19 protein-coding genes are annotated in these 21,244 nt (G+C 63.5%); all 19 read left to right on the plus strand.

Features of this window, described 5'->3' with window-relative positions; genetic code table 11:
• Entirely contained in the window at positions 1–1,776 is a 1,776-nt protein-coding gene (gene sdhA / locus AT395_RS10635) for a succinate dehydrogenase flavoprotein subunit (protein ID WP_042115490.1), read from the plus strand.
• 12 nt (positions 1,777–1,788) lie between these two features.
• Positions 1,789–2,493 carry a succinate dehydrogenase iron-sulfur subunit gene (locus AT395_RS10640; protein ID WP_039368514.1) on the plus strand — a complete coding sequence of 235 codons (705 nt, stop codon included), beginning with the start codon at positions 1,789–1,791 and terminating at the stop codon, positions 2,491–2,493.
• A 10-nt stretch (positions 2,494–2,503) separates the two neighbouring features.
• The gene (locus AT395_RS10645) at positions 2,504–2,776 is read left to right on the plus strand and encodes an FAD assembly factor SdhE (protein ID WP_042115491.1); all 273 of its coding nucleotides are present in this window, start codon (positions 2,504–2,506) and stop codon (positions 2,774–2,776) included.
• Between the two features lie 29 nt (positions 2,777–2,805).
• Positions 2,806–4,107 (plus strand): citrate synthase, encoded by a 1,302-nt coding sequence (gltA, locus tag AT395_RS10650; RefSeq protein WP_048629229.1) that lies wholly within the window; start codon positions 2,806–2,808, stop codon positions 4,105–4,107.
• Positions 4,108–4,387: 280 nt separating this feature from the next.
• On the plus strand, positions 4,388–5,797 hold the full coding sequence (leuC, locus tag AT395_RS10655; protein WP_042115493.1) for a 3-isopropylmalate dehydratase large subunit: 1,410 nt from the start codon (positions 4,388–4,390) through the stop codon (positions 5,795–5,797).
• 54 nt (positions 5,798–5,851) lie between these two features.
• Positions 5,852–5,980, plus strand: a complete 129-nt coding sequence (locus tag AT395_RS10660) for an entericidin A/B family lipoprotein (RefSeq protein ID WP_010807368.1) — start codon at positions 5,852–5,854, stop codon at positions 5,978–5,980.
• 120 nt (positions 5,981–6,100) lie between these two features.
• Positions 6,101–6,751 carry a 3-isopropylmalate dehydratase small subunit gene (gene leuD, locus AT395_RS10665; protein ID WP_042115494.1) on the plus strand — a complete coding sequence of 217 codons (651 nt, stop codon included), beginning with the start codon at positions 6,101–6,103 and terminating at the stop codon, positions 6,749–6,751.
• Positions 6,752–6,786: 35 nt separating this feature from the next.
• Positions 6,787–7,854 (plus strand): 3-isopropylmalate dehydrogenase, encoded by a 1,068-nt coding sequence (gene leuB, locus AT395_RS10670; RefSeq protein ID WP_048629230.1) that lies wholly within the window; start codon positions 6,787–6,789, stop codon positions 7,852–7,854.
• Positions 7,855–7,914: 60 nt separating this feature from the next.
• Entirely contained in the window at positions 7,915–9,045 is a 1,131-nt protein-coding gene (gene asd / locus AT395_RS10675; RefSeq protein WP_072632815.1) for an aspartate-semialdehyde dehydrogenase, read from the plus strand.
• A 125-nt stretch (positions 9,046–9,170) separates the two neighbouring features.
• Positions 9,171–12,203, plus strand: coding sequence for a motility hub landmark protein FimV (locus AT395_RS10680; protein ID WP_048629231.1), 3,033 nt, complete (start codon positions 9,171–9,173; stop codon positions 12,201–12,203).
• Between the two features lie 83 nt (positions 12,204–12,286).
• Complete coding sequence (truA, locus tag AT395_RS10685) at positions 12,287–13,087, plus strand: tRNA pseudouridine(38-40) synthase TruA (protein WP_048629232.1); 801 nt, start codon at positions 12,287–12,289, stop codon at positions 13,085–13,087.
• On the plus strand, positions 13,084–13,740 hold the full coding sequence (locus tag AT395_RS10690; RefSeq protein WP_042118211.1) for a phosphoribosylanthranilate isomerase: 657 nt from the start codon (positions 13,084–13,086) through the stop codon (positions 13,738–13,740). Before truA ends, AT395_RS10690 begins: the two co-directional genes overlap by 4 nt.
• Positions 13,741–13,797: 57 nt before the next feature.
• On the plus strand, positions 13,798–15,000 hold the full coding sequence (trpB, locus tag AT395_RS10695; RefSeq protein ID WP_042115499.1) for a tryptophan synthase subunit beta: 1,203 nt from the start codon (positions 13,798–13,800) through the stop codon (positions 14,998–15,000).
• A 166-nt stretch (positions 15,001–15,166) separates the two neighbouring features.
• Positions 15,167–16,000 (plus strand): DNA-methyltransferase, encoded by an 834-nt coding sequence (locus AT395_RS10700; protein WP_048629300.1) that lies wholly within the window; start codon positions 15,167–15,169, stop codon positions 15,998–16,000.
• On the plus strand, positions 15,954–16,778 hold the full coding sequence (trpA, locus tag AT395_RS10705) for a tryptophan synthase subunit alpha (RefSeq protein ID WP_042115500.1): 825 nt from the start codon (positions 15,954–15,956) through the stop codon (positions 16,776–16,778). Before AT395_RS10700 ends, trpA begins: the two co-directional genes overlap by 47 nt.
• Before the next feature lie 138 nt (positions 16,779–16,916).
• Positions 16,917–17,792: an acetyl-CoA carboxylase, carboxyltransferase subunit beta gene (gene accD, locus AT395_RS10710; RefSeq protein WP_042115501.1), complete on the plus strand. Its 876-nt coding sequence runs from the start codon at positions 16,917–16,919 to the stop codon at positions 17,790–17,792.
• A 189-nt stretch (positions 17,793–17,981) separates the two neighbouring features.
• On the plus strand, positions 17,982–19,280 hold the full coding sequence (folC, locus tag AT395_RS10715; RefSeq protein WP_048629233.1) for a bifunctional tetrahydrofolate synthase/dihydrofolate synthase: 1,299 nt from the start codon (positions 17,982–17,984) through the stop codon (positions 19,278–19,280).
• A 45-nt stretch (positions 19,281–19,325) separates the two neighbouring features.
• A complete protein-coding gene (locus tag AT395_RS10720) occupies positions 19,326–20,360 on the plus strand; it encodes an SPOR domain-containing protein (RefSeq protein WP_058375186.1) in 1,035 nt (344 codons plus the stop codon).
• 13 nt (positions 20,361–20,373) lie between these two features.
• On the plus strand, positions 20,374–21,204 hold the full coding sequence (locus tag AT395_RS10725) for a CvpA family protein (RefSeq protein ID WP_224787387.1): 831 nt from the start codon (positions 20,374–20,376) through the stop codon (positions 21,202–21,204).
• Positions 21,205–21,244 lie beyond the last annotated feature (40 nt).

Below are 21,244 nucleotides of genomic sequence, written 5' to 3' on the forward strand. Positions count from 1 at the left end.
ATGGCTGCAATTAAAAATTCGCTGCCGCGCCGCCGCTTTGACGTCGTCATCGTGGGCGCAGGTGGTTCGGGCATGCGCGCTTCGCTGCAACTGGCCAAGGCCGGTCTGTCGGTGGCCGTGCTGTCCAAGGTGTTCCCCACCCGTTCGCATACCGTTGCCGCTCAGGGCGGTATTGGTGCTTCGCTCGGCAACATGAGCGAAGACAACTGGCATTACCACTTCTACGACACGATCAAGGGCTCCGACTGGCTCGGCGACCAGGACGCGATCGAGTTCATGTGCCGTCAGGCGCCGAACGCTGTCTATGAGCTGGAACACTTCGGCATGCCGTTCGACCGTAACCCGGACGGTACGATTTACCAGCGCCCGTTCGGCGGTCACACGGCCAATTACGGCGAGAAGCCTGTCCAGCGCGCTTGCGCGGCCGCTGACCGTACCGGTCACGCCCTGCTGCACACGCTGTATCAGCAGAACGTGGCAGCCAAGACCCATTTCTTCGTGGAATGGATGGCGCTCGATCTGATCCGTAACGAAGAGGGCGATGTCCTCGGCGTGTCGGCGCTGGAACTCGAAACCGGCGACGTCTACCTGCTCGAAGGCAAGTGCACGTTGTTCGCGACCGGCGGTGCCGGCCGCGTGTACAACGCGTCGACCAACGCCTTCATCAACACCGGTGACGGGCTGGGTATGGCCGCGCGTGCGGGCATTCCGCTCGAAGACATGGAATTCTGGCAATTCCACCCGACCGGCGTGGCCGGCGCGGGCGTGCTGATCACCGAAGGTGTGCGCGGCGAAGGCGGTATTCTGCGCAACTCGAACGGCGAGCGCTTCATGGAGCGCTATGCCCCGACGCTGAAGGATCTGGCGCCGCGTGACTTTGTGTCGCGCTCGATGGACCAGGAAATCAAGGAAGGCCGTGGTTGCGGCCCGAACGGCGACTACGTGCTGCTCGATCTCTCGCACATCGGCGCCGAGACGATCATGAAGCGCCTGCCGTCGATTCGCGAAATCGCACTGAAGTTCGCCAACGTCGACGCGATCAAGGAACCGATCCCCGTCGTGCCGACCATCCACTATCAGATGGGCGGTATTCCGACGAACTACCACGGTCAGGTGGTCTTGCAGAAGAACGGCGAATCCACGCCGGTCAACGGCTTCTACGCTGTGGGCGAGTGCTCGTGCGTGTCGGTCCACGGTGCGAACCGTCTGGGCACGAACTCGCTGCTCGACCTCGTGGTGTTCGGCCGTGCGGCGGGTAACCATATCGTCGACTTCGTGAAGAACCACGGCGAACACAAGCCGCTGCCCGCCGATGCCGGCGAGAACGCATTGGCGCGTCTGGCTCGTCTGGAAGCCTCGAGCTCGGGCGAATATGCTCAGGACATCGCCAACGACATCCGCGCAACGATGCAGAAGCACGCTGGCGTGTTCCGCACCTCGGCGCTGCTCAAGGAAGGCGTGGAAGAGATCAAGCAAGTGGCCGAGCGTGTGTCGAGCGTCCACCTGAAGGACAAGTCGAAGGTGTTCAACACGGCGCGCATGGAAGCGCTGGAAGTGGATAACCTGATCGAAGTGGCCAAGGCCACCATGATCGCAGCCGAAGCTCGCAAGGAAAGCCGCGGGGCGCACGCGCACAGCGATTATCCGGAGCGCGACGACGCTAACTGGATGCGCCACTCGCTGTTCTTCAGCGAAGGCAACCGTCTGGATTACAAGCCGGTGCAGATGAAGCCGCTGACCGTCGACTCGGTTCCGCCCAAGGCGCGGACGTTCTAAGGGATTCGCAAGATCATGAAACGCATTTTTGAAGTCTACCGCTACGATCCGGACAAGGACGCCGCACCGTACATGCAGACCTACGAGGTCGAACTCGACGGTCATGAGCGCATGCTGCTCGACGCCCTGGTCAAGCTCAAGAAGATCGACGAAGGCATCGCCTTCCGCCGCTCGTGCCGTGAAGGCGTGTGCGGTTCGGACGCCATGAACATCAACGGCAAGAATGGTCTGGCCTGCCTGACCAACATGAACGATCTGCCGAACAAGATCGTGCTGAAGCCGCTGCCGGGCCTGCCCGTCATTCGCGATCTGATCGTCGACATGACGCACTTCTTCAACCAGTACCACTCGATCAAGCCGTACCTGATCAACCCCGAGCCGGCACCGGAGAAGGAGCGTCTTCAGTCGCCCGAGCAACGTGACGAGCTGGACGGTCTGTACGAGTGTATTCTGTGCGCATCGTGCTCCACGTCGTGCCCGAGCTTCTGGTGGAACCCGGACAAGTTCGTTGGCCCGGCCGGTCTTTTGCAGGCTTACCGCTTTATCGCCGACAGCCGCGATACGGCGACCAGCGAGCGTCTGGATAACCTGGAAGATCCGTACCGCCTGTTCCGCTGCCACACGATCATGAACTGCGTGGATGTGTGCCCGAAGGGTCTGAACCCGACGAAGGCCATCGGCAAGATCAAGGAGCTGATGGTGCGTCGCGCCGTCTGACCAAGCGATCATGCCGGATATCAATCACCAGTCCGATCCGGTCAAACGTGCCCGCCTTCGCTGGCGGGCACGCCGCGGTTTGCTGGAAAACGACCTCATCCTCGAGCGATTCTTCGCAAAGTACGAAGCGTCGATGACCGACGAGGATGTGGGCGCCCTCACAAAGCTGCTCGACTTGAGCGACAACGATTTGATGGATCTGCTGCTAGCGCGTAAAGAGCCCGAGGCGGATCTGGACGGGCCGGACGTGCAGCGCCTGCTGGCGCTTTTGCGTGCCGTGTAGGGGTTTAAGTATTTTTTTGAGGAAGCGATATGACTCCGTCTGATGTTAAAGCCACCCTATCTTTCTCTGACGGTTCGCCCAGCGTCGAACTGCCGATCTATCAGGGAACGATGGGCCCGGATGTAATCGACATCCGCAAGCTGTACGGCCAGAGCGGCAAGTTCACGTACGACCCGGGCTTTATGTCGACGGCGTCGTGCAATTCCGCCATCACCTACATCGATGGCGACAAGGGCGAACTGCTGTACCGCGGTTACCCGATCGAGCAGTTGGCGACCAACTGCGACTTCCTCGAGACCTCGTATCTGTTGCTCAAGGGCGAGCTGCCCAACGCACAACAGAAGGAAGAGTTCGTCAAGACCGTGACCCGCCACACGATGGTGCACGAGCAGATGAACTTCTTCTTCCGTGGTTTCCGTCGCGATGCCCACCCGATGGCTGTATTGACCGGCTCGGTCGGCGCACTGTCGGCGTTCTATCACGACTCGCTGGATATCAACAATCCGACGCACCGCGAAGTCTCGGCGATTCGCCTGATCGCCAAGCTGCCGACGCTTGTGGCCATGGCATACAAGTACAGCATCGGTCAGCCGTTCGTGTACCCGCGCAACGACCTGTCGTACAGCGCGAACTTCATGCGCATGATGTTCGCCAACCCGTGCGAAGAGTACGAAGTGAACGACGTGCTGGTGCGCGCGCTCGACCGTATTCTGATTCTGCACGCCGATCACGAACAGAACGCGTCGACGTCGACCGTGCGTCTGGCCGGCTCGTCGGGTGCGAATCCGTTCGCCTGTATCGCTGCCGGTATCGCATGTCTGTGGGGCCCGGCGCACGGTGGTGCGAACGAAGCTGCGCTGAACATGCTCGAGCAGATCGGTTCGCCGGAGAACATTCCCGAGTTCATCAAGCAGGTGAAGGACAAGAATTCGGGCGTGAAGCTCATGGGCTTCGGTCACCGCGTGTACAAGAACTACGACCCGCGTGCCAAGCTCATGCGTGAGACGTGCTACGAGGTGCTCAACGAACTCGGCCTGCACGACGACCCGCTGTTCAAGCTGGCAATGCAGCTCGAGAAGATCGCCCTGGAAGACGAGTACTTCGTGTCGCGCAAGCTGTACCCGAACGTCGACTTCTACTCGGGTATCGTTCAGCGTGCACTGGGCATCCCGACGTCGATGTTCACCTGCATCTTCGCTCTGGCCCGTACCGTGGGCTGGATCGCGCAGTGGAACGAAATGATCGGCGAGCCGGATCAGAAGATCGGCCGTCCGCGTCAGTTGTTCATCGGCCACACGCCGCGCGACGTCGCGTCCATCGACAAGCGTTAAGCCTGTCGAGGCGTCCGGCACGGCCCCCGCTTGCCGTGCCGGCACCGCAACCTTGCCGAAACGGCAAGGCGGTGCGGCCCGCAACGAGCCCTCGTTGCGCTATATTCGAAGCCACGGCACAAGCTGCCGTGATTCGCACAAATCCCCGGTTGATCGTGCGTTTACCGCCCGGTTTGCCGGGGATTTCGTATTCCGCCGGCGCGAAAGCGCTATGGCATAATCAAAAGTTCCCAGAACGATTTTTGTTCTCAGAACGATAATTTAGCCCCGCGTTTTTATCATGGCCAAGACGCTGTATGACAAATTGTGGGATGCACATGTCGTGCATACCGAGGACGATGGCACTACGTTGCTCTACATCGACCGTCACCTGTTGCACGAGGTGACCAGTCCGCAGGCGTTCGAGGGGCTAAAACTCGCGCAGCGTCCGGTCTGGCGTCTTTCGGCCAATCTGGCGGTGTCGGACCACAACGTGCCGACGACCGATCGTACGCAAGGTATTGCCGACCCGATTTCGCGTTTGCAGGTCGACACGCTCGACGCCAACTGCGACAGCTTCGGCATCACCCAATTCAAGATGAACGATCTCCGTCAGGGCATCGTGCACGTGATCGGCCCGGAGCAGGGCGCCACGTTGCCGGGCATGACGGTGGTTTGCGGCGACTCGCATACCTCGACGCATGGCGCGTTTGGCGCGCTGGCGTTCGGCATCGGCACGTCGGAAGTCGAGCACACGCTCGCCACGCAGACGTTGCTGATGAAAAAGAGCAAGAACATGCTCGTGAAGGTCGAAGGCACGCTGCCGCGAGGCTGTTCCGCCAAGGACATCGTGCTGGCGGTCATCGGTCGCATCGGCACGGCGGGCGGTACGGGCTACACGATCGAGTTCGCCGGTTCGGCCATTCGCTCGCTCACGATGGAAGGCCGCATGACGGTGTGCAATATGGCCATCGAGGCGGGCGCACGCGCCGGTCTGGTGGCCGTGGACGACACCACGATCAACTACGTGAAGGGCCGTCCGTTCGCGCCCACGGGCGTGGAATTCCAGCAGGCAGAAGCCTACTGGCGTACGTTCCACACCGACCCGGGCGCCGAGTTCGACCACGTGGTCGAGATCGACGCGAATACGCTGCGTCCGCAGGTGAGCTGGGGAACGTCGCCCGAAATGGTCGTGAGCATCGAAGACCGCGTGCCCGATCCCGAGAAGGAAAAAGACCCGGTCAAGCGCAGTGCGATGGAGCGTGCGCTCGAGTACATGGCGCTCACGCCGGATACCCCGATGTCGAGCATCAATGTCGACAAGGTTTTCATCGGCTCGTGCACCAACTCGCGCATTGAAGACATTCGTGCCGCCGCTTACGTCGTGAAGAAGCTTGGCCGCCGTGTGGCGTCTAATGTGCGCCTGGCGATGGTGGTGCCGGGCTCTGGCCTCGTGAAGCATCAGGCCGAGCAGGAAGGGCTGGATCAGGTCTTCAAGGCCGCAGGCTTCGAATGGCGCGAGCCGGGCTGCTCGATGTGTCTGGCGATGAACGCCGACCGTCTGGAGCCGGGCGAGCGTTGTGCGTCGACCTCGAACCGCAACTTCGAAGGCCGTCAGGGCGCAGGAGGGCGTACGCACCTCGTAAGCCCGGCAATGGCTGCTGCGGCCGCCATTGAAGGTCATTTCGTCGACGTGCGACGCCTCGTCTGACGCTTTAGCATCGGTTTAGCCGTCGTTTGACATCGTTTTTGAAAGAGAAAAATCATGAAGAAACTGTGGATGCTGATCGGTGCGGTGCTGGTGTTGGGTGTGGCGGGTTGCAACACGATGGCAGGCCTAGGCAAGGATACCCAAGCCGCCGGCTCGGCTCTCGAGAACGCCGCGAAGAAGTGATGCGACGGTGCGTGTCGCCGGGGTTGTTGCCCTGTGCACGCACCCACGAAATTTCCGGCTTCGACGGCCCTGGTGTTCCGGGCTGGCCGCAGCCGAACTGTTTTGATCAGGTGGTTTGTGATGGAAAAATTTACCGTCCATACGGGGTTGGTGGCACCGCTGGATCGCGAAAATGTCGATACCGACGCGATCATCCCCAAGCAATTCCTGAAGTCGATCAAGCGTACGGGCTTCGGCCAGAACCTGTTCGACGAGTGGCGCTATCTCGATGTCGGTCAACCGGGGCAGGATTGCAGCACGCGTCCGCTCAACCCGAACTTCGTGCTGAACCAGCCGCGATATCAGGGCGCGACGATTCTGCTCGCCCGCAAGAATTTCGGCTGCGGCAGCTCGCGTGAGCACGCGCCGTGGGCGTTGCAGCAATACGGCTTCCGTGCCGTGATTGCGCCGAGCTTTGCCGACATCTTCTTCAACAACTGCTACAAGAACGGGCTGCTGCCGATCGCGCTGTCCGAGTTGCAGGTCGACCATCTGTTCAACGAAACGGCGGCGTTCAACGGTTACCAGTTGACGATCGATCTGGACAAGCAGGTCGTGTTGACGTCTGATGGCCGGGGCTACGAGTTCGACATCGCGCCGTTCCGCAAGTACTGCATGATGAACGGTTTCGACGACATTGGCCTGACGCTGCGTCACGCCGACAAGATTCGCGCCTACGAGGCCGAGCGGCTCGCGAAACAGCCGTGGCTGGCAACGCGTCTGCCGGGCTGAGTCCAGGGCATATTGGGCGCCAATAAGGAGATTGCATGAAAATCGCTGTGTTGCCGGGTGACGGCATTGGTCCGGAAATCGTGACGGAAGCCGTCAATGTGCTGAACGCACTTGGCGAAAAGTTCGAGCTGGAAGAGGCGCCCGTCGGCGGCGCCGGTTATGAGGCGGCGGGTCATCCGCTGCCGGAGGCCACGCTGAAGCTGGCGAAGGAAGCGGACGCCATTCTGTTCGGCGCCGTGGGTGACTGGAAGTACGACTCGCTTGAGCGTGCGCTGCGTCCCGAGCAGGCGATTCTGGGGCTGCGCAAGCATCTCCAGTTGTTCGCCAACTTCCGTCCGGCCATTCTTTACAAGGAACTGGCCGACGCGTCGAGCCTGAAGCCGGAAATCGTGGCAGGGTTGGATATCCTGATCATTCGCGAGCTGAACGGCGATATCTACTTCGGTCAGCCGAAGGGTTTCCGTCAGTCGCCGGATGGTGCTTTCGAGGGCGCGCGCGAAGGTTTTGATACCATGCGCTATAGCGTGCCCGAAGTGGAGCGTATCGCGCACGTCGCGTTTCAGGCGGCAGCCAAGCGCGGCAAGCGTTTGTGCTCTGTCGACAAGGCCAACGTGCTCGAAACGTCGCAACTGTGGCGTGACACGATGATCGAGGTCGCGAAGCAGTATCCGAAGGTCGAACTGTCGCATATGTATGTCGATAACGCTGCGATGCAACTGGTCAAGGCGCCGAAGAACTTCGACGTGGTGGTGACTGGCAACATGTTCGGCGATATTCTCTCGGATGAGGCGGCGATGCTTACGGGGTCGATCGGTATGCTGCCGTCGGCGTCGCTCGATGCCAACAACAAGGGGCTGTACGAACCGTCGCATGGTTCGGCACCCGATATCGCCGGTAAGGGCGTGGCCAATCCGTTGGCAACGATCCTTTCGGCGGCCATGATGCTGCGTTATACGCTCGGCCGTGCGGAACAGGCCGATCGTGTGGAGGCGGCAGTGAAGAAGGTGCTGGCGCAAGGGTTGCGCACGCCCGACATCTGGCAGGAAGGCGCGACCAAGGTCGGTACGCGCGAAATGGGCGCGGCGGTAGTCGCCGCGCTATAACGTTGACGGGGCGTCGTGAGACGCCCCTCGGCGCAATTGCAACGATAAGAGAGTGGATAAATGAAAACCGTAGGTCTGGTAGGTTGGCGGGGCATGGTCGGTTCGGTTCTGATGCAGCGCATGCAGCAGGAGAACGACTTTGCTTTGATCGAGCCGGTGTTTTTCAGCACCAGCAACGCGGGCGGCAAAGCCCCGTCGATGGCGAAGAACGAGACTTCGCTGAAAGACGCCAATGATGTCAACGAGCTGAAAAAATGCGACATCATCATTACCTGCCAGGGCGGTGACTACACAACCGAGATCTTCCCGAAGCTGCGTGCTGCGGGCTGGAACGGCTATTGGATCGACGCGGCCTCGACGCTGCGCATGAACGACGAAGCCATCATCGTTCTCGATCCGGTCAATCTCGACGTGATCAAGAATTCGCTGACGAAGGGCACCAAGAACTTCATCGGCGGCAATTGCACCGTGAGCTGTATGCTGATGGGTCTGGGCGGTCTGTTCCAGCACGGCCTGGTCGACTGGATGACGTCCATGACGTATCAGGCAGCATCGGGCGGCGGTGCACAGCACATGCGCGAGCTGCTTACGCAATTCGGCAGCATCAATGCCGAAGTCAAGTCGCTGCTGGACGATCCGCACGCGGCGATTCTCGAGATCGACCGTAAGGTGCTTGCCAAGCAACACGCGCTCACCGCCGAAGAAACCAAGCAATTCGGCGTGCCGCTGGGCGGCAACCTGATTCCGTGGATCGACAAGGATCTGGGCAACGGCCAGTCGAAGGAAGAATGGAAGGGCGGCGCCGAGACCAACAAGATTCTGGGTCTGGGCGACGGGTTCCCCGGCACGCGCGCCATTCCGGTGGACGGTCTGTGCGTGCGTATTGGCGCGATGCGCTGCCACAGCCAGGCGCTGACCATCAAGCTTACGAAGGATGTGCCGTTAGATGAACTGACCGACATCATTGGCCAGGCTAATGATTGGGTAAAGGTGGTGCCGAACACGCGTGAGGCGTCGATGAAGGATTTGACGCCCGCCGCCGTGACCGGCACGATGAGCATTCCGGTGGGTCGCTTGCGCAAGATGTCGATGGGTCCTGAGTACCTGTCGGCCTTCACGGTGGGCGATCAACTGTTGTGGGGCGCAGCGGAACCGCTGCGTCGCATGCTGCGCATCCTGCTCGACGCTTGAGCGTCGAAGCACATCGGTAAGGCGTGAAGAACGGCGGCCCGCGAGGCCGCCGTCCGCGCTTTGGGAGGCGCCCCATTTTGCCGGGGCGGCCAGTGACAAACGACTGACAGGCCCTTAAAGACACAGTGCGGAAATACTCGATCGGCAAGCGTGCAAACTCGACCCGTAACTCGTTTCGCCTGAGCGCGGCGGCGGCCGTGTTGTGGAGCCTCGGGCTCCTCAATGCCGGTGCCGCAGAGTTCGGCCCGCAGCAGGTGCGCTCGGGGCCGGGCCAGCCGTTGCGGGCCGTGATCGTGCTGGGCAACGTGTCGCAGGCGGAAGCCGATGGACTGTCGGTGAAGCTCGCTCCGCGCGATGCCTTCAGGCAAGCCGGTCTGCGCTACGACCCCACGCTCGAAAAGCTCTCCGTGTCGGTCACGCCGACGGGCGGGCGCGAGCCGGGCTACAGCGGCACGTACCTCGTTCACGTCGATTCGGCTGAGCCGGTCAGTACGTCATTCCTCGATTTGTTGCTGGTGCTCGAATGGCGTACCGGCCGGCAGTCCAACGCGGTGACGCTGTCCGCCATTCCGGAAGCCAGCGCCGCGCAACCCCAGGCCGTCGTGCCTGCAGCCGCGTCGAGCGGCGGTACGCCTGCGGCGTCCGCTACCCCAGCGACTTCGTCTACCCCTGTGGCTTCCGAGCCGTCGGGGAATGCGTCGGCCAATGCATCGGCTGCAAACGCGGAGGGCGCTCGCAAGGTGGGCCGCGGGGACTCGCTATCGTCGATTGCCCGCGAATTCACCGGCGGTGAGGGGGGCACGACACTGGCGCAGATGATGAGCGCGCTGTTCGAGGCGAACCGCTCGGCATTCATCGGGGACGACCCGAACCGGCTGCGTCAGGGCGCGACGTTGACGCGCCCGACCGATGCGCAGGTGCAGAGTATTCCTCCCGCGCAGGCACGCAAGTTCGTGTCTTCCGCACGGGAGCAGTTTGAAGCGTATCGCGCGCGGCTGGCCGAATCGACGGCGCAGCAGGCAGCACCGGCCGGTGGCCGCAGTGCGCAAGGCGCGATCGAAGCGGGCAAGGCACCGGAAGCTGCCGCACCCGCCACGCGCGATGAATTGAAGCTGTCGCGGCCCGGTAAGGGTGGGGCGGGCGGCACGGCCGGTCGTACTGGCGGCAGCGAGGAAGAGCAAATCGCTCAGGGCAAGGCGCAGGCCGAGGCTCAGGGCAGGGTGAATGAGTTGCAGAAGAACGTAGCAGATCTCCAGAAGCTGTTGGCGATGAAGAATCAGGCTGTCGCCAATCTGGAGGAGCAGGCCGCCGCCGCTTCCGGGGCGACTGCACAGGACAAGACGGCGAAATCCGCCGACAGCAAGAACACGGCGCAAGCGGCGGCCGGGGCTGCCGCTACGACGCCGAATCCCGCTCAGGGCGCGGCTGACGCGAAGGCCGCAGCCAGTTCGCCCGCGGCGGCTGTCGCATCGGAGGCTGCGGCTACCGATGCGGCGTCGGAGGCCACCGCGGTGGGTGCTACGGCGTCGGAGGCCACCGCAGCCGTAGCAGTGCCGGCCAGCGAGGTCGCAGCGGCGTCTGCCGCCAGCGCCCCGGCGGCAGAGTCGAAGCCGGCGCCGAATGCCGCCATGAATTGGCGCGCCGTTACGCAGAATCCTTACGTACTTCCCGGCGCGGGTGCGCTGGTGGTGTTGCTCGGCCTGTGGTGGCTCATGCGCCGCCGTCGCGCAGAGACGCCGGTGGGACAGCCCGGGCCCTATGACGACGGGCATGACGCTCGCGCAGACCAGGCGGCGCCGCATGACGGCCCGCAAGGTGCCGAGCCGGCGTCGGGGGCGGCTGCGGCCGGTGCGGTGGCTGCGGCGGGTGCTGCCGGTGCTGCCGCACTGTACGCGGCGAATCAGGCGGAAGCCGACGAGCATCTGCATCCGGTGGCCGACGACACATGGTCGGCATCGGCGGATGACGTTGCCGCCGTCGATGAGCCCCAGCCGGCGCCTGTAATCGCTGAAGACCGTACGCCGGACGACTGGGATGTCGAGCCGTCGACGTTGAACGACGCATCTGCCGATGCGGTGCATGCTGAAGGACAGAGCGAGTCACTGGTCGCACCCGAGGTGCCTGAGGCGGTTGCTGAGCCGCTCGTTGGCGAGGCGATGGCCCACGAGCCGGAAACGGCGCCGGAAGCTGCCAGCGAATCGGAAATCGATTGGGATGCCGCGTTCGCCGAGCAGGCTGGCGAGTCCAGTGGTGCCGCCGAAGCGCACGAACCACAGGAAGTGCCTGAAGCGCCCGCGCCCCACGCCGACGCGTCGGCGGCAACGTTGTCGTCGCTTGAAGCGCTGGGCACGGCAGCGGCTATCGGTGGCGTGGCCGCGACACATCTGGCAGAACACGAGCCGACGCCGACTGCATCGGAATCCGCGCATGCGCCGATGGCCGACGCGACACCTGACGGCGGCGTGGCAGGTATGCTGGGCGATCTGGATCTGGCGATTCCGGGGCAGCCGGCGCATGTGGGTACGATTTCGAGCGATGCCTTGCCGTCCCTGAGCAAGGGTCTGGGCTCGGTGCAGTTCATGATGGAGCCGAAGGACGATTCGACCCGGCAGCACGCCAGCATGGAAGACGAGGGCGACGATGCCTATCCGGAACTGAGTGACGCCGATTTCGATGCCGCGATGGAGCAGGCGCACCGCGCCCCCGAGACGCCGCGCAGCTATACCGATGCCGCGCATGAAGCGCCGTCGCTCAAGCCGCTGTCGTTCGATCTGTCGGACTTCAGCCTCGATCTGAAGGGCGACGACGCGCCGGCCGCACCTGCGTTCGTCAGCGCCCCGACGTTGCCGGCAGATATCGGCGCCGAGGCATTGATCGAGCACGAGACGCTGGATTCGACGCCACCGCAAACACCGTTCGCAGCCGAACCTGCGGCACCGCAAGCGCCGCAAATCGTTGCGCCGACGCCGACGCATGCTGCGGCACCGGCCGCGCCGGACACGCCCGACGAGTTCCATACGAAACTCGAACTGGCCGCGGCGTACCAGACCATCGGCGACGACGATGGCGCGCGCGAGCTGCTTGAAGAGGTGATCGCCGGAGGGGACGCAGCGCAGCAATCCGTCGCCCGAACCCGGCTGGCCGAGCTTGGCAAGTGACGCCGCGGCACGCCGCCGATCACACCACTGATTGACCGTAGTTTGGGGCGCTCGCAGGTTGGGCGCCCGTTTTTCTTTTTCATATGCGAATCGCACTGGGCATCCATTACGACGGCACGGCGTTCTCCGGCTGGCAATCGCAGCCGCATGGCAACACCGTGCAGCAGACGCTCGAAGCCGCCCTGCGGGAGTTCGGCGGCGTAGCGCTGCCCACCACGGTCGCCGGGCGCACCGATACCGGCGTGCATGGCATCGGTCAGGTGGTGCATTTCGACACCGAACTGGATCGCGCGATGTTCTCGTGGGTGCGGGGCGTCAATGCCTTCCTGCCGAAGACGGTCGCCGTGCAATGGGCGCAAGCGATGCCCGACGACTTCCATGCGCGATTTGCGGCCTTCGAGCGCACCTATTTTTACGTGCTCTACGTGCACCCCGTGCGCTCGCCCTTGCTCGACGGCCGCTGCGGCTGGCTGCATACGCCACTCGATCTCGACGCCATGCGTGCCGCGAGCCAGGCGCTGGTCGGCGAACACGACTTCTCGGCGTTCCGTTCGTCCGAATGTCAGGCCAAGACGCCAGTGAAACACCTGTACGCCATCGACATCGAGCAGCAGGGGCACTTCTTCGTGTTCCGATTCCGCGCGAGTGCGTTCCTGCATCACATGGTGCGCAACATCATGGGCTGTCTGGTCGCGATTGGCCGGGCGCGTCAGCCTGCAAGCTGGATGACGCAGGTGCTCGCGAGTCTCGATCGCCGTCAGGCGGCGCCGACGTTCATGCCGGACGGCCTGTATCTGGCCCGCGTGGGGTATCCTGAGCGTTTCGCCGTGCCGGAGCCCAACTGGGCCGCGTGGCCGTTCCCGATGCCGTGGGCAAGCTCATGAAATCCCGTACCCGAATCAAGATTTGCGGCCTGTCGCAACCGGCAGATATCGACCATGCCGTGGCGCTGGGCGTTGACGCCATCGGCCTCGTTTTCTACCCGCCGAGCCCGCGCTATGTCGATCTGGCGCGCGCGGCGGAACTGGCGCGCCGGGTGCCGCCTTATGTGAGCCTTGTCGGTCTGTTCGTCAACGCAACGGCCAGCGAGATTGCCCGGGCCGTCGAGGCTGTGCCCCTCACCACGTTGCAGTTCCACGGCGATGAAACGCCCGGGGAATGCGCGGCACTGTCGGCGGCAGCGGGCAACCGTCCGTACATGCGCGCTATGCGTATCGGCCCTGAGACGAAAGACAGTGGCGATTTGCTACAATTCGCCAACGCATACACCGCCGCACAAGGCATCTTGCTCGATGCTCTGGTTGAGGGCTACGGCGGTGGAGGAAAGGTTTTCGATTGGTCACTTATTCCAAAAGACATCGCGCGTCGGGCCGTTTTGAGTGGTGGCTTGAACGCACACAACGTTGCTGAAGCCATCGGCCGGGTGACGCCATACGCCGTCGACGTGTCGAGCGGTGTGGAGGCGTCGCGGGGCGTGAAGGATCACGCCCGCATGACGGCGTTCGTGCAGGCAGTGCGTGCCGCCGACGCCGAATAAGCAACCCGCCGGGGCGCCCGCCAGGGCCGCTCACCGGTAACGCGAAGAGTAACGACCATGTACGATTTACCTGACGCCCACGGCCACTTCGGCCCGTACGGCGGTGTTTTTGTGGCGGAAACGCTGATTCACGCGCTCGACGAGCTGCGCGAAGCCTATGCCAGGTATCAGCAAGATCCGGCCTTCCTCGAAGAATTCCATTACGAACTGAAGCACTACGTCGGCCGTCCGTCGCCGATCTATCACGCCAAGCGCTGGAGCAGCGAGCTGGGCGGCGCACAGGTGTATCTGAAGCGCGAAGACCTGAACCACACGGGTGCGCACAAAGTGAACAACGTGATCGGGCAGGCGTTGCTGGCGCGTCGCATGGGCAAGCGCCGCGTGATCGCCGAGACCGGTGCCGGTCAGCACGGTGTGGCCACGGCAACCATCGCCGCACGCTTCGGCATGGAATGCGTGGTCTACATGGGGGCTGAAGACGTCAAGCGTCAGGCCGCCAACGTCTACCGCATGCAGTTGCTCGGTGCGACCGTGGTGCCGGTGGAATCGGGTTCGAAAACCCTCAAGGACGCGCTGAACGAAGCCATGCGCGACTGGGTGACGAACGTCGAGAGCACGTTCTACATCATCGGCACGGTGGCCGGACCGCATCCGTATCCGATGCTCGTGCGCGATTTCCAGAGCGTGATCGGCGAAGAGTGCAAGGTGCAGATGCCCGAACTGGCCGGCCGTCAGCCGGACTACGTGCTTGCGTGCGTGGGCGGCGGCTCGAACGCCATGGGTATCTTCTATCCGTACATCGACGTGCCGGGCGTGAAGCTCGTGGGCGTGGAAGCGGCAGGCGAAGGCATCGAGACTGGCCGTCATGCGGCATCCATCATCGGTGGCACGCCCGGCGTGCTTCACGGTAACCGCACCTATTTGTTGCAGGACGCCCACGGGCAGATCACCGAGACGCATTCGATCTCGGCGGGGCTGGACTACCCGGGGGTCGGCCCGGAGCACGCCTGGCTGCATGACATCAAGCGCGCCGAGTACGTGGGCATTACCGACACCGAAGCGCTTCGTGCATTCCATGACTGCTGCCGCATCGAGGGCATCATTCCGGCACTGGAGTCGAGCCATGCGCTCGCTTATGCGTGCAAGCTGGCGCCGACGCTGCCGAGCGATCAGATCGTGCTGGTCAATCTCTCGGGGCGCGGCGACAAGGACATGCACACCGTGATGGCGCTGGCCAAGCCTGCGCCTGCGGGCGCATAAGCGGCACCGCGAGACGCTCCACCGATCCCTAGATCCCTGCTCCCAGATCCATTGAGGACACCAGAACCGCATGACCGATCTGACTGATCGCAAGGCACAAAATGACTTCCTCGGGGCCGAACGCCCCGTGGACGCCACCGAAGCCGCCGCCGCGCGTCTCGAGGCCATGGAAGCGGCCGGGGAGTTGCGCGCGCATTGGGCGCCGGGCGACATCACGTTGCGTCATGCCGACTTCCTGCAACACCTGCACGAACTGGACGACGGCAGTGTCGACCTGATCCTTGCCGACCCGCCTTACGGGCTCGGCAAGGATTACGGCAACGACTCCGACAAGCGCTCCGGCGAGGATTTCCTCGGCTGGACGTATGGCTGGCTCGAAGCGGCGATTCCGAAGCTTGCGCCGCGCGGCTCGTTGTACCTGTTCTGTACGTGGCAGTACGCTCCCGAGCTGTTCGTGTTTCTGAAGCAGCGCATGCTGATGATCAACGAGATCATCTGGGATCGCCGCGTGCCCAGTATGGGCGGCAGCACCCGCCGGTTCTCGTCGGTCCACGACAATATCGGCTTTTTCGCGGTCTCGAAGGATTACTACTTCGACCTCGATGCCGTGCGCGTGCCGTATGACGCCGCAACGAAGAAGGCGCGCTCGCGCCGCATCTTCGAGGGCAGCAAGTGGCTGGAGCTGGGATACAACCCCAAGGATCTGTGGTCGATCTCGCGATTGCACCGGCAAGACCCCGAACGCGTCGATCATCCGACGCAAAAACCGTTGCATATCATCGAGCGCATGGTGCTGGCCAGTTGCCCGCCCGGCGGTCTCGTGCTCGACCCGTTCATGGGCAGCGGCACGACTGCCGTGGCTTGCGCGTTGCACGGCCGGCGTTTCGTCGGCTACGAGCTGAACGCGCATTACCATGCGCTCGCCAATCAAAGACTTCAGAGACTTTCCGATCATGTCCCGCATTCAAGCGACGTTCCAAGCCTTGCAAGCGCAGGGTAAGAAGGGCCTCATTCCGTTCATCACCGCCGGCGATCCCGAGCCGGGCTGGACGGTCAAGCTGATGCATGCGCTGGCGGATAACGGCGCCGACGTCATCGAACTCGGTGTGCCGTTCTCCGATCCGATGGCCGACGGCCCGGTGATTCAGCGCGCATCGGAGCGCGCGCTCGCCCGTGGCGTAAGCCTGGCCGAGGTGCTCGGCTATGTGGCCGTGTTCCGTCAGACGAACGACCGCACGCCGGTCGTGCTCATGGGCTACGCCAATCCGATCGAGGCCATGGGGCTCGACGCCTTCGCGGAACGTGCCGCAAAGGCCGGTGTGGACGGCGTGCTGGTCGTCGACTACCCGCCCGAGGAGGCTGAAGCTTATGCGGGCGCCGTGCGTGCCCGTGGCATCGATCCGATTTTCCTGCTCGCGCCGACGTCGACCGATGCGCGTATCGCTGCCGTGGCGCGTCAGGCGAGCGGCTATCTGTATTACGTTTCCCTCAAAGGGGTGACGGGCGCTGCGAGTCTCGATATGGACAGCGTTGCCGCCAAAATCCCCCAGATCAAGGCGGTCGCCGCCTTGCCGGTGGGCGTGGGCTTCGGCATTCGCGACGCCGCGACGGCCCGTGCCGTGGCCGGTGTGGCGGATGCCGTGGTCATTGGCAGCGCCATCGTCCAGCGACTGGAAAACACGCCACGTGATCTCGAGGGCCAGAACGCGGTAAAATCGCTGGCTGAATTCATCGGCGGCATTCGCCAGGCGCTCGACGAGGGCGCCAAATCGGCGTAAATTCCCGCGTAAATTTGCGGTGAAGTTGTGCTGGAATGGCTCCGCCCGTTCGATGGAACGCTGAATTGAAACGGCCGTGTCACGCGGTCGCCCGAAACGCCCGCGCCAGATGGTGCGGGCGTTTGCCAAGGAGAAACTATGAGCTGGCTCGATAAGCTGCTGCCCCCGAAGATCAAGCAAACCGATCCGACGCAGCGCAACAAGAGCATCCCGGAAGGGCTGTGGATCAAGTGCCCGTCGTGCGAAGCGGTGCTGTATCGCAACGATGTGGAAGCGAATCTGCATGTTTGCCCCAAGTGTGACCATCACATGCGCATCGGCGCGCGTGCGCGACTCGACGCGCTGCTCGATCCGGAAGGCCGTTACGAACTCGGTCAGGAGATCGTGCCGGTCGATGCGCTGAAGTTCAAGGACAGTCGCAAGTATCCGGATCGCATCAAGGAAGCGATGGACGACACCGGCGAGACCGATGCCATGGTCGTCATGGGCGGCGCCATCCACACACTGCCGGTCGTGGTCGCCTGCTTCGAGTTCTCGTTCATGGCCGGCTCGATGGGGTCGGTGGTCGGCGAGCGCTTCGTGCGCGGCGCGCAAAATGCGCTGGAGCAGGGCGTGCCGTTCATCTGCGTGACCGCTTCGGGCGGCGCGCGCATGCAGGAAAGCCTGCTCTCGCTCATGCAGATGGCCAAGACCACGGCCATACTGACCAAGCTGTCCAACGCCAAGCTGCCGTTCATCTCCGTGCTGACCGATCCGACCATGGGCGGGGTGTCCGCCAGCTTCGCCTTCCTGGGCGACGTGGTGATGGCCGAGCCGAAGGCGCTGATCGGTTTTGCCGGCCCGCGCGTGATCGAGCAGACCGTGCGGGAGAAGCTGCCGGAAGGCTTCCAGCGTTCGGAGTTCCTGCTGCAGAAGGGGGCGATCGACATGATTGTCGACCGCCGCAAGATGCGTGAAGAAATTGCGCGCCTGATCGCACTGATGCAGTGCCAGCCGGCCGACGCAGTCGCCTGAGCGAGGAGGAATCATCACTCAGGCGATGGCGATGCGTGCCGTTGCCGTGCCCCAAAGGGCGGTGCAACGGCGTAGAATTACGCAACGCCACGCAGTGCCGCGCAAACGGCGCCTGAACGCATCACTTAGCAGGATAAGAAGCGCGGACGTGAGTGACGTCCGCGTTTTTGTTTTTCTGCCCGCACATTCATGCCGACATACTCCACTCTCGACGCCTGGCTTGCCCATCTCGAAACCGCTCACCCCGTGGGCATTGACATGGGCCTCACGCGCATTGGTCGCGTGAAAGAGGCTCTCGGGCTGCAATTCCCGTGCCCCGTCTTCACGGTCGGCGGCACCAACGGCAAGGGCTCGACCTGCGCGATCATCGAAGCCATTCTGCTCGCGGCGGGTTACCGCGTGGGCTGCCATACGTCTCCGCATCTGCTCACGTTCAATGAACGCGCACGCCTGAATGGCGAGGTCGTCGACGACGCCACGCTGCTGCCGCACTTCGAAGCGGTGGAAGCCGCGCGGACGAGCTTCGACGAACCGGTCTCGCTCACGTACTTCGAGTTCACCACGCTCGCGATCATGCACCTGTTCGCCACGGCCGGCCTCGACGCCGTGATTCTCGAAGTCGGTCTGGGCGGGCGACTCGATGCGGTGAATATTGTCGATGCCGACTGCGCCGTGATCACGAGCATCGACATCGATCACGCGCAATATCTGGGTAACACGCGTGAGGCGATTGCCGTCGAGAAGGCCGGCATCTTCCGTGAGGGCAAGCCGGCGATCTGCGGCGATCCCATGCCGCCGGCCACGCTGCTGGCCGAGGCAGAGCGCATTGGCGCCGACCTGTGGTGCTTCGGCCGCGACTTCAACTATCAGGGCGACAAGCAGCAATGGAGCTACGGCGGGCGTCAGATGCGTCGGCCGGCGCTGGCGTATCCGGCCCTGCGCGGCGCGAATCAGTTGCTCAACGCCTCGGCGGCGCTTGCAGCGCTGGAGTCGATGCGCGACCGGTTGCCGGTCTCGGCGCAGGACATTCGTCTGGGGCTCGCTTCGGTCGAGCTGCCGGGGCGATTCCAGGTGCTGCCGGGGCGTCCGGCGGTGGTGCTCGACGTTGCGCACAATCCGCATGCTGCGGCCGCGCTGGGTCACAATCTCGACGGCATGGGGTTCTTCCCGTACACGTACGCGGTGTTCGGTGCGATGGCCGACAAGGACATCGAGGGCGTGTTGCGCCACCTCGTCGACAAGGTCGATCACTGGCGTTTGTGTGCGCTGCCGACCGAACGCGCTGCCAGCCCGGCGTTGCTTGAAGCGAAGTTGCGGGCCGTGGGTTTCGTGGAAGATGCCGATCATTCGGTGGAAACCTTCGAATCCCCCGAGAAAGCCTATGCCGCCGCGCTCGAGCAGTGCGGGGAGAATGATAGAATTGTGGTTTTTGGATCGTTCTTTACGGTGGCGGGTGTGATGTCGCACCGCAAATTGCAGCGCCACTGAGGTGTGAAGGTGCGTTTGCCGTGACATTTTCTTACGAGAAATGTCATGCGCGTGACGCACCACATGCGCGATGATCAGTCCAACGACGCGAGTTACGACCTGAGCCAAGGCCCTATGGGATTGTTTTCCTTCCGCAAGAAAGACGCCGAAGCCGTTCCCCCGAAGCGCGGTAGCCGCAGGAGCGGCCGAACCGGCACCCGTACCGCGGGAGGGGGCGAGTACAGCGAGCACGAGCAACTCGACCCGCTGCTGCCCGAAAAGCAACGCGCGCGCCGCCGTCTGGTCGGCGCGTTGGCGCTGGTGCTCGCCGCCGTCATCATCTTGCCGATGGTGCTCGCGCCCGAACCGAAACCGGCCGCCGACGACATCGCCATCCAGATTCCCGGGAAAGACGCCAATTCGCCGCCCGTGCGCGTGAAGCCGCCGGCGCCTGCGACGTTGCCGTCCGAGGCTTCGCTCGACAAGGGGGAAGAGGCGCTCGACAGCAGCACGCTGGCGGGGGCGAACGCTGCCAAGCCCGCGCCCACGCCGGCGCCCGCGCCTGCGCCCACGGCAGTACCTCCCGCCGCCGCCGTGGCCCCGGCCCCCGCGCCGAGCGCCGTGCCGGAACCGCAGGTCGCGCAAGCGAAGCCCGAGCACAAGCCCGAGGTCAAGAAGCCTGAGCAGCACGCCGAGACGAAACCGGCTACGAAACCGGACTCGCACGACACCGCCAAGGCGCAAGCCAAGTCGCAGCCGGATAACAACGCGGCCGACCCGATCGCGCAATTCGCGCAGAACAATACGGCAGCCAAGCCCGCCAAACCGGCCGACAACCGTGACAACGCGCAGAAATCGGCGGCGTCGGGGGGCAAGTATCTGGTGCGCATCGGCGCGTTCTCGACGCAGGATCGCGCACAGGCGTGGCTCGTCAAGCTGAAGCTCGTGAATGTACCGAGCTACATGGTGAAGAGCACGGTGGACGGCCGCGAACTGTATCTGCTGCGCGCGGGGCCGTTCCCTGATCGCAACAGTGCCGAAGCCGCCGGCAAGAAGATTCGTGACGCCGGACTGACGGCGCAGGTCGCCGAGGCGGGCTGAGTTGGGCGACACGGTGCATACCGGTCTGTTGACCGTAGTGGATTACGCGGCGATCGCCATTCTCGTCGGCTCGATGCTGTTGGGCATGTTGCGCGGACTTGTGCGCGAGCTGTTCAATCTGGTGGGTTGGGTGGTCGCGTTCTTCGTGGCGCGGGCGTTCGGCCCTACGGTGGCCCACTGGCTGCCGGCCGACCTGCCCGGTGGTGAGATGACGCAGGGCGCACTCGGTTTCCTGCTGGTGCTGATCGCCGTGGTGTTCGGCGCGGGTATCGTCAGCGCGCTCGTGGGCCGCATGACCGACATGATCGGCTTGCGCCCCGCCGATCGCGGTTTAGGCATGTTGTTCGGTATTGTTCGTGGTGTTCTGCTCTTGATGTTGCTGATGGTCGCCGCCAAGTTAACGGCATTGCCGCAACAGCCGGTCTGGCAGCACTCGCTGGTGCGCCCGTGGGTAGAGGCCGGGCTGGAACGTTTGATGCCTTACCTGCCCGAGCCGGTGCAGCATTACCTGCACAAGCCCGAGGCGGCGATGCCCAGTGGCAATCCGCTGGGAACGCCGATTCCCTTGCCACAACTGGAACCCTATCGGGCTACGCCGGATGCCGGCGGGCAAGGCGGCAACGGGAATCCGGGGCGCCGGGGGGGGCAGAGTAGCGGTGCGATGTCCGGCGTGTCGAACCTGATGGGCGGCGGCAGCACCCTGGGGGGTAGCGGCGCTGGCAGTGGTTTGGCGGGCGATGGCCTGGGCGGCGCGCAAGGCGCCGACGTTCAGTCGCAGGGGTGGGGCATGCGCAGCGGCGGATCGGCCGCGCCGTCTACCGGCCTGCACAAGGTTTCCGAATGACGGATAATACTGTCCGTTTGACGCAGATTTCGATGTTTTT

It is taken from the genome of Pandoraea apista, assembly GCF_001465595.2.
GTDB lineage: Bacteria > Pseudomonadota > Gammaproteobacteria > Burkholderiales > Burkholderiaceae > Pandoraea > Pandoraea apista.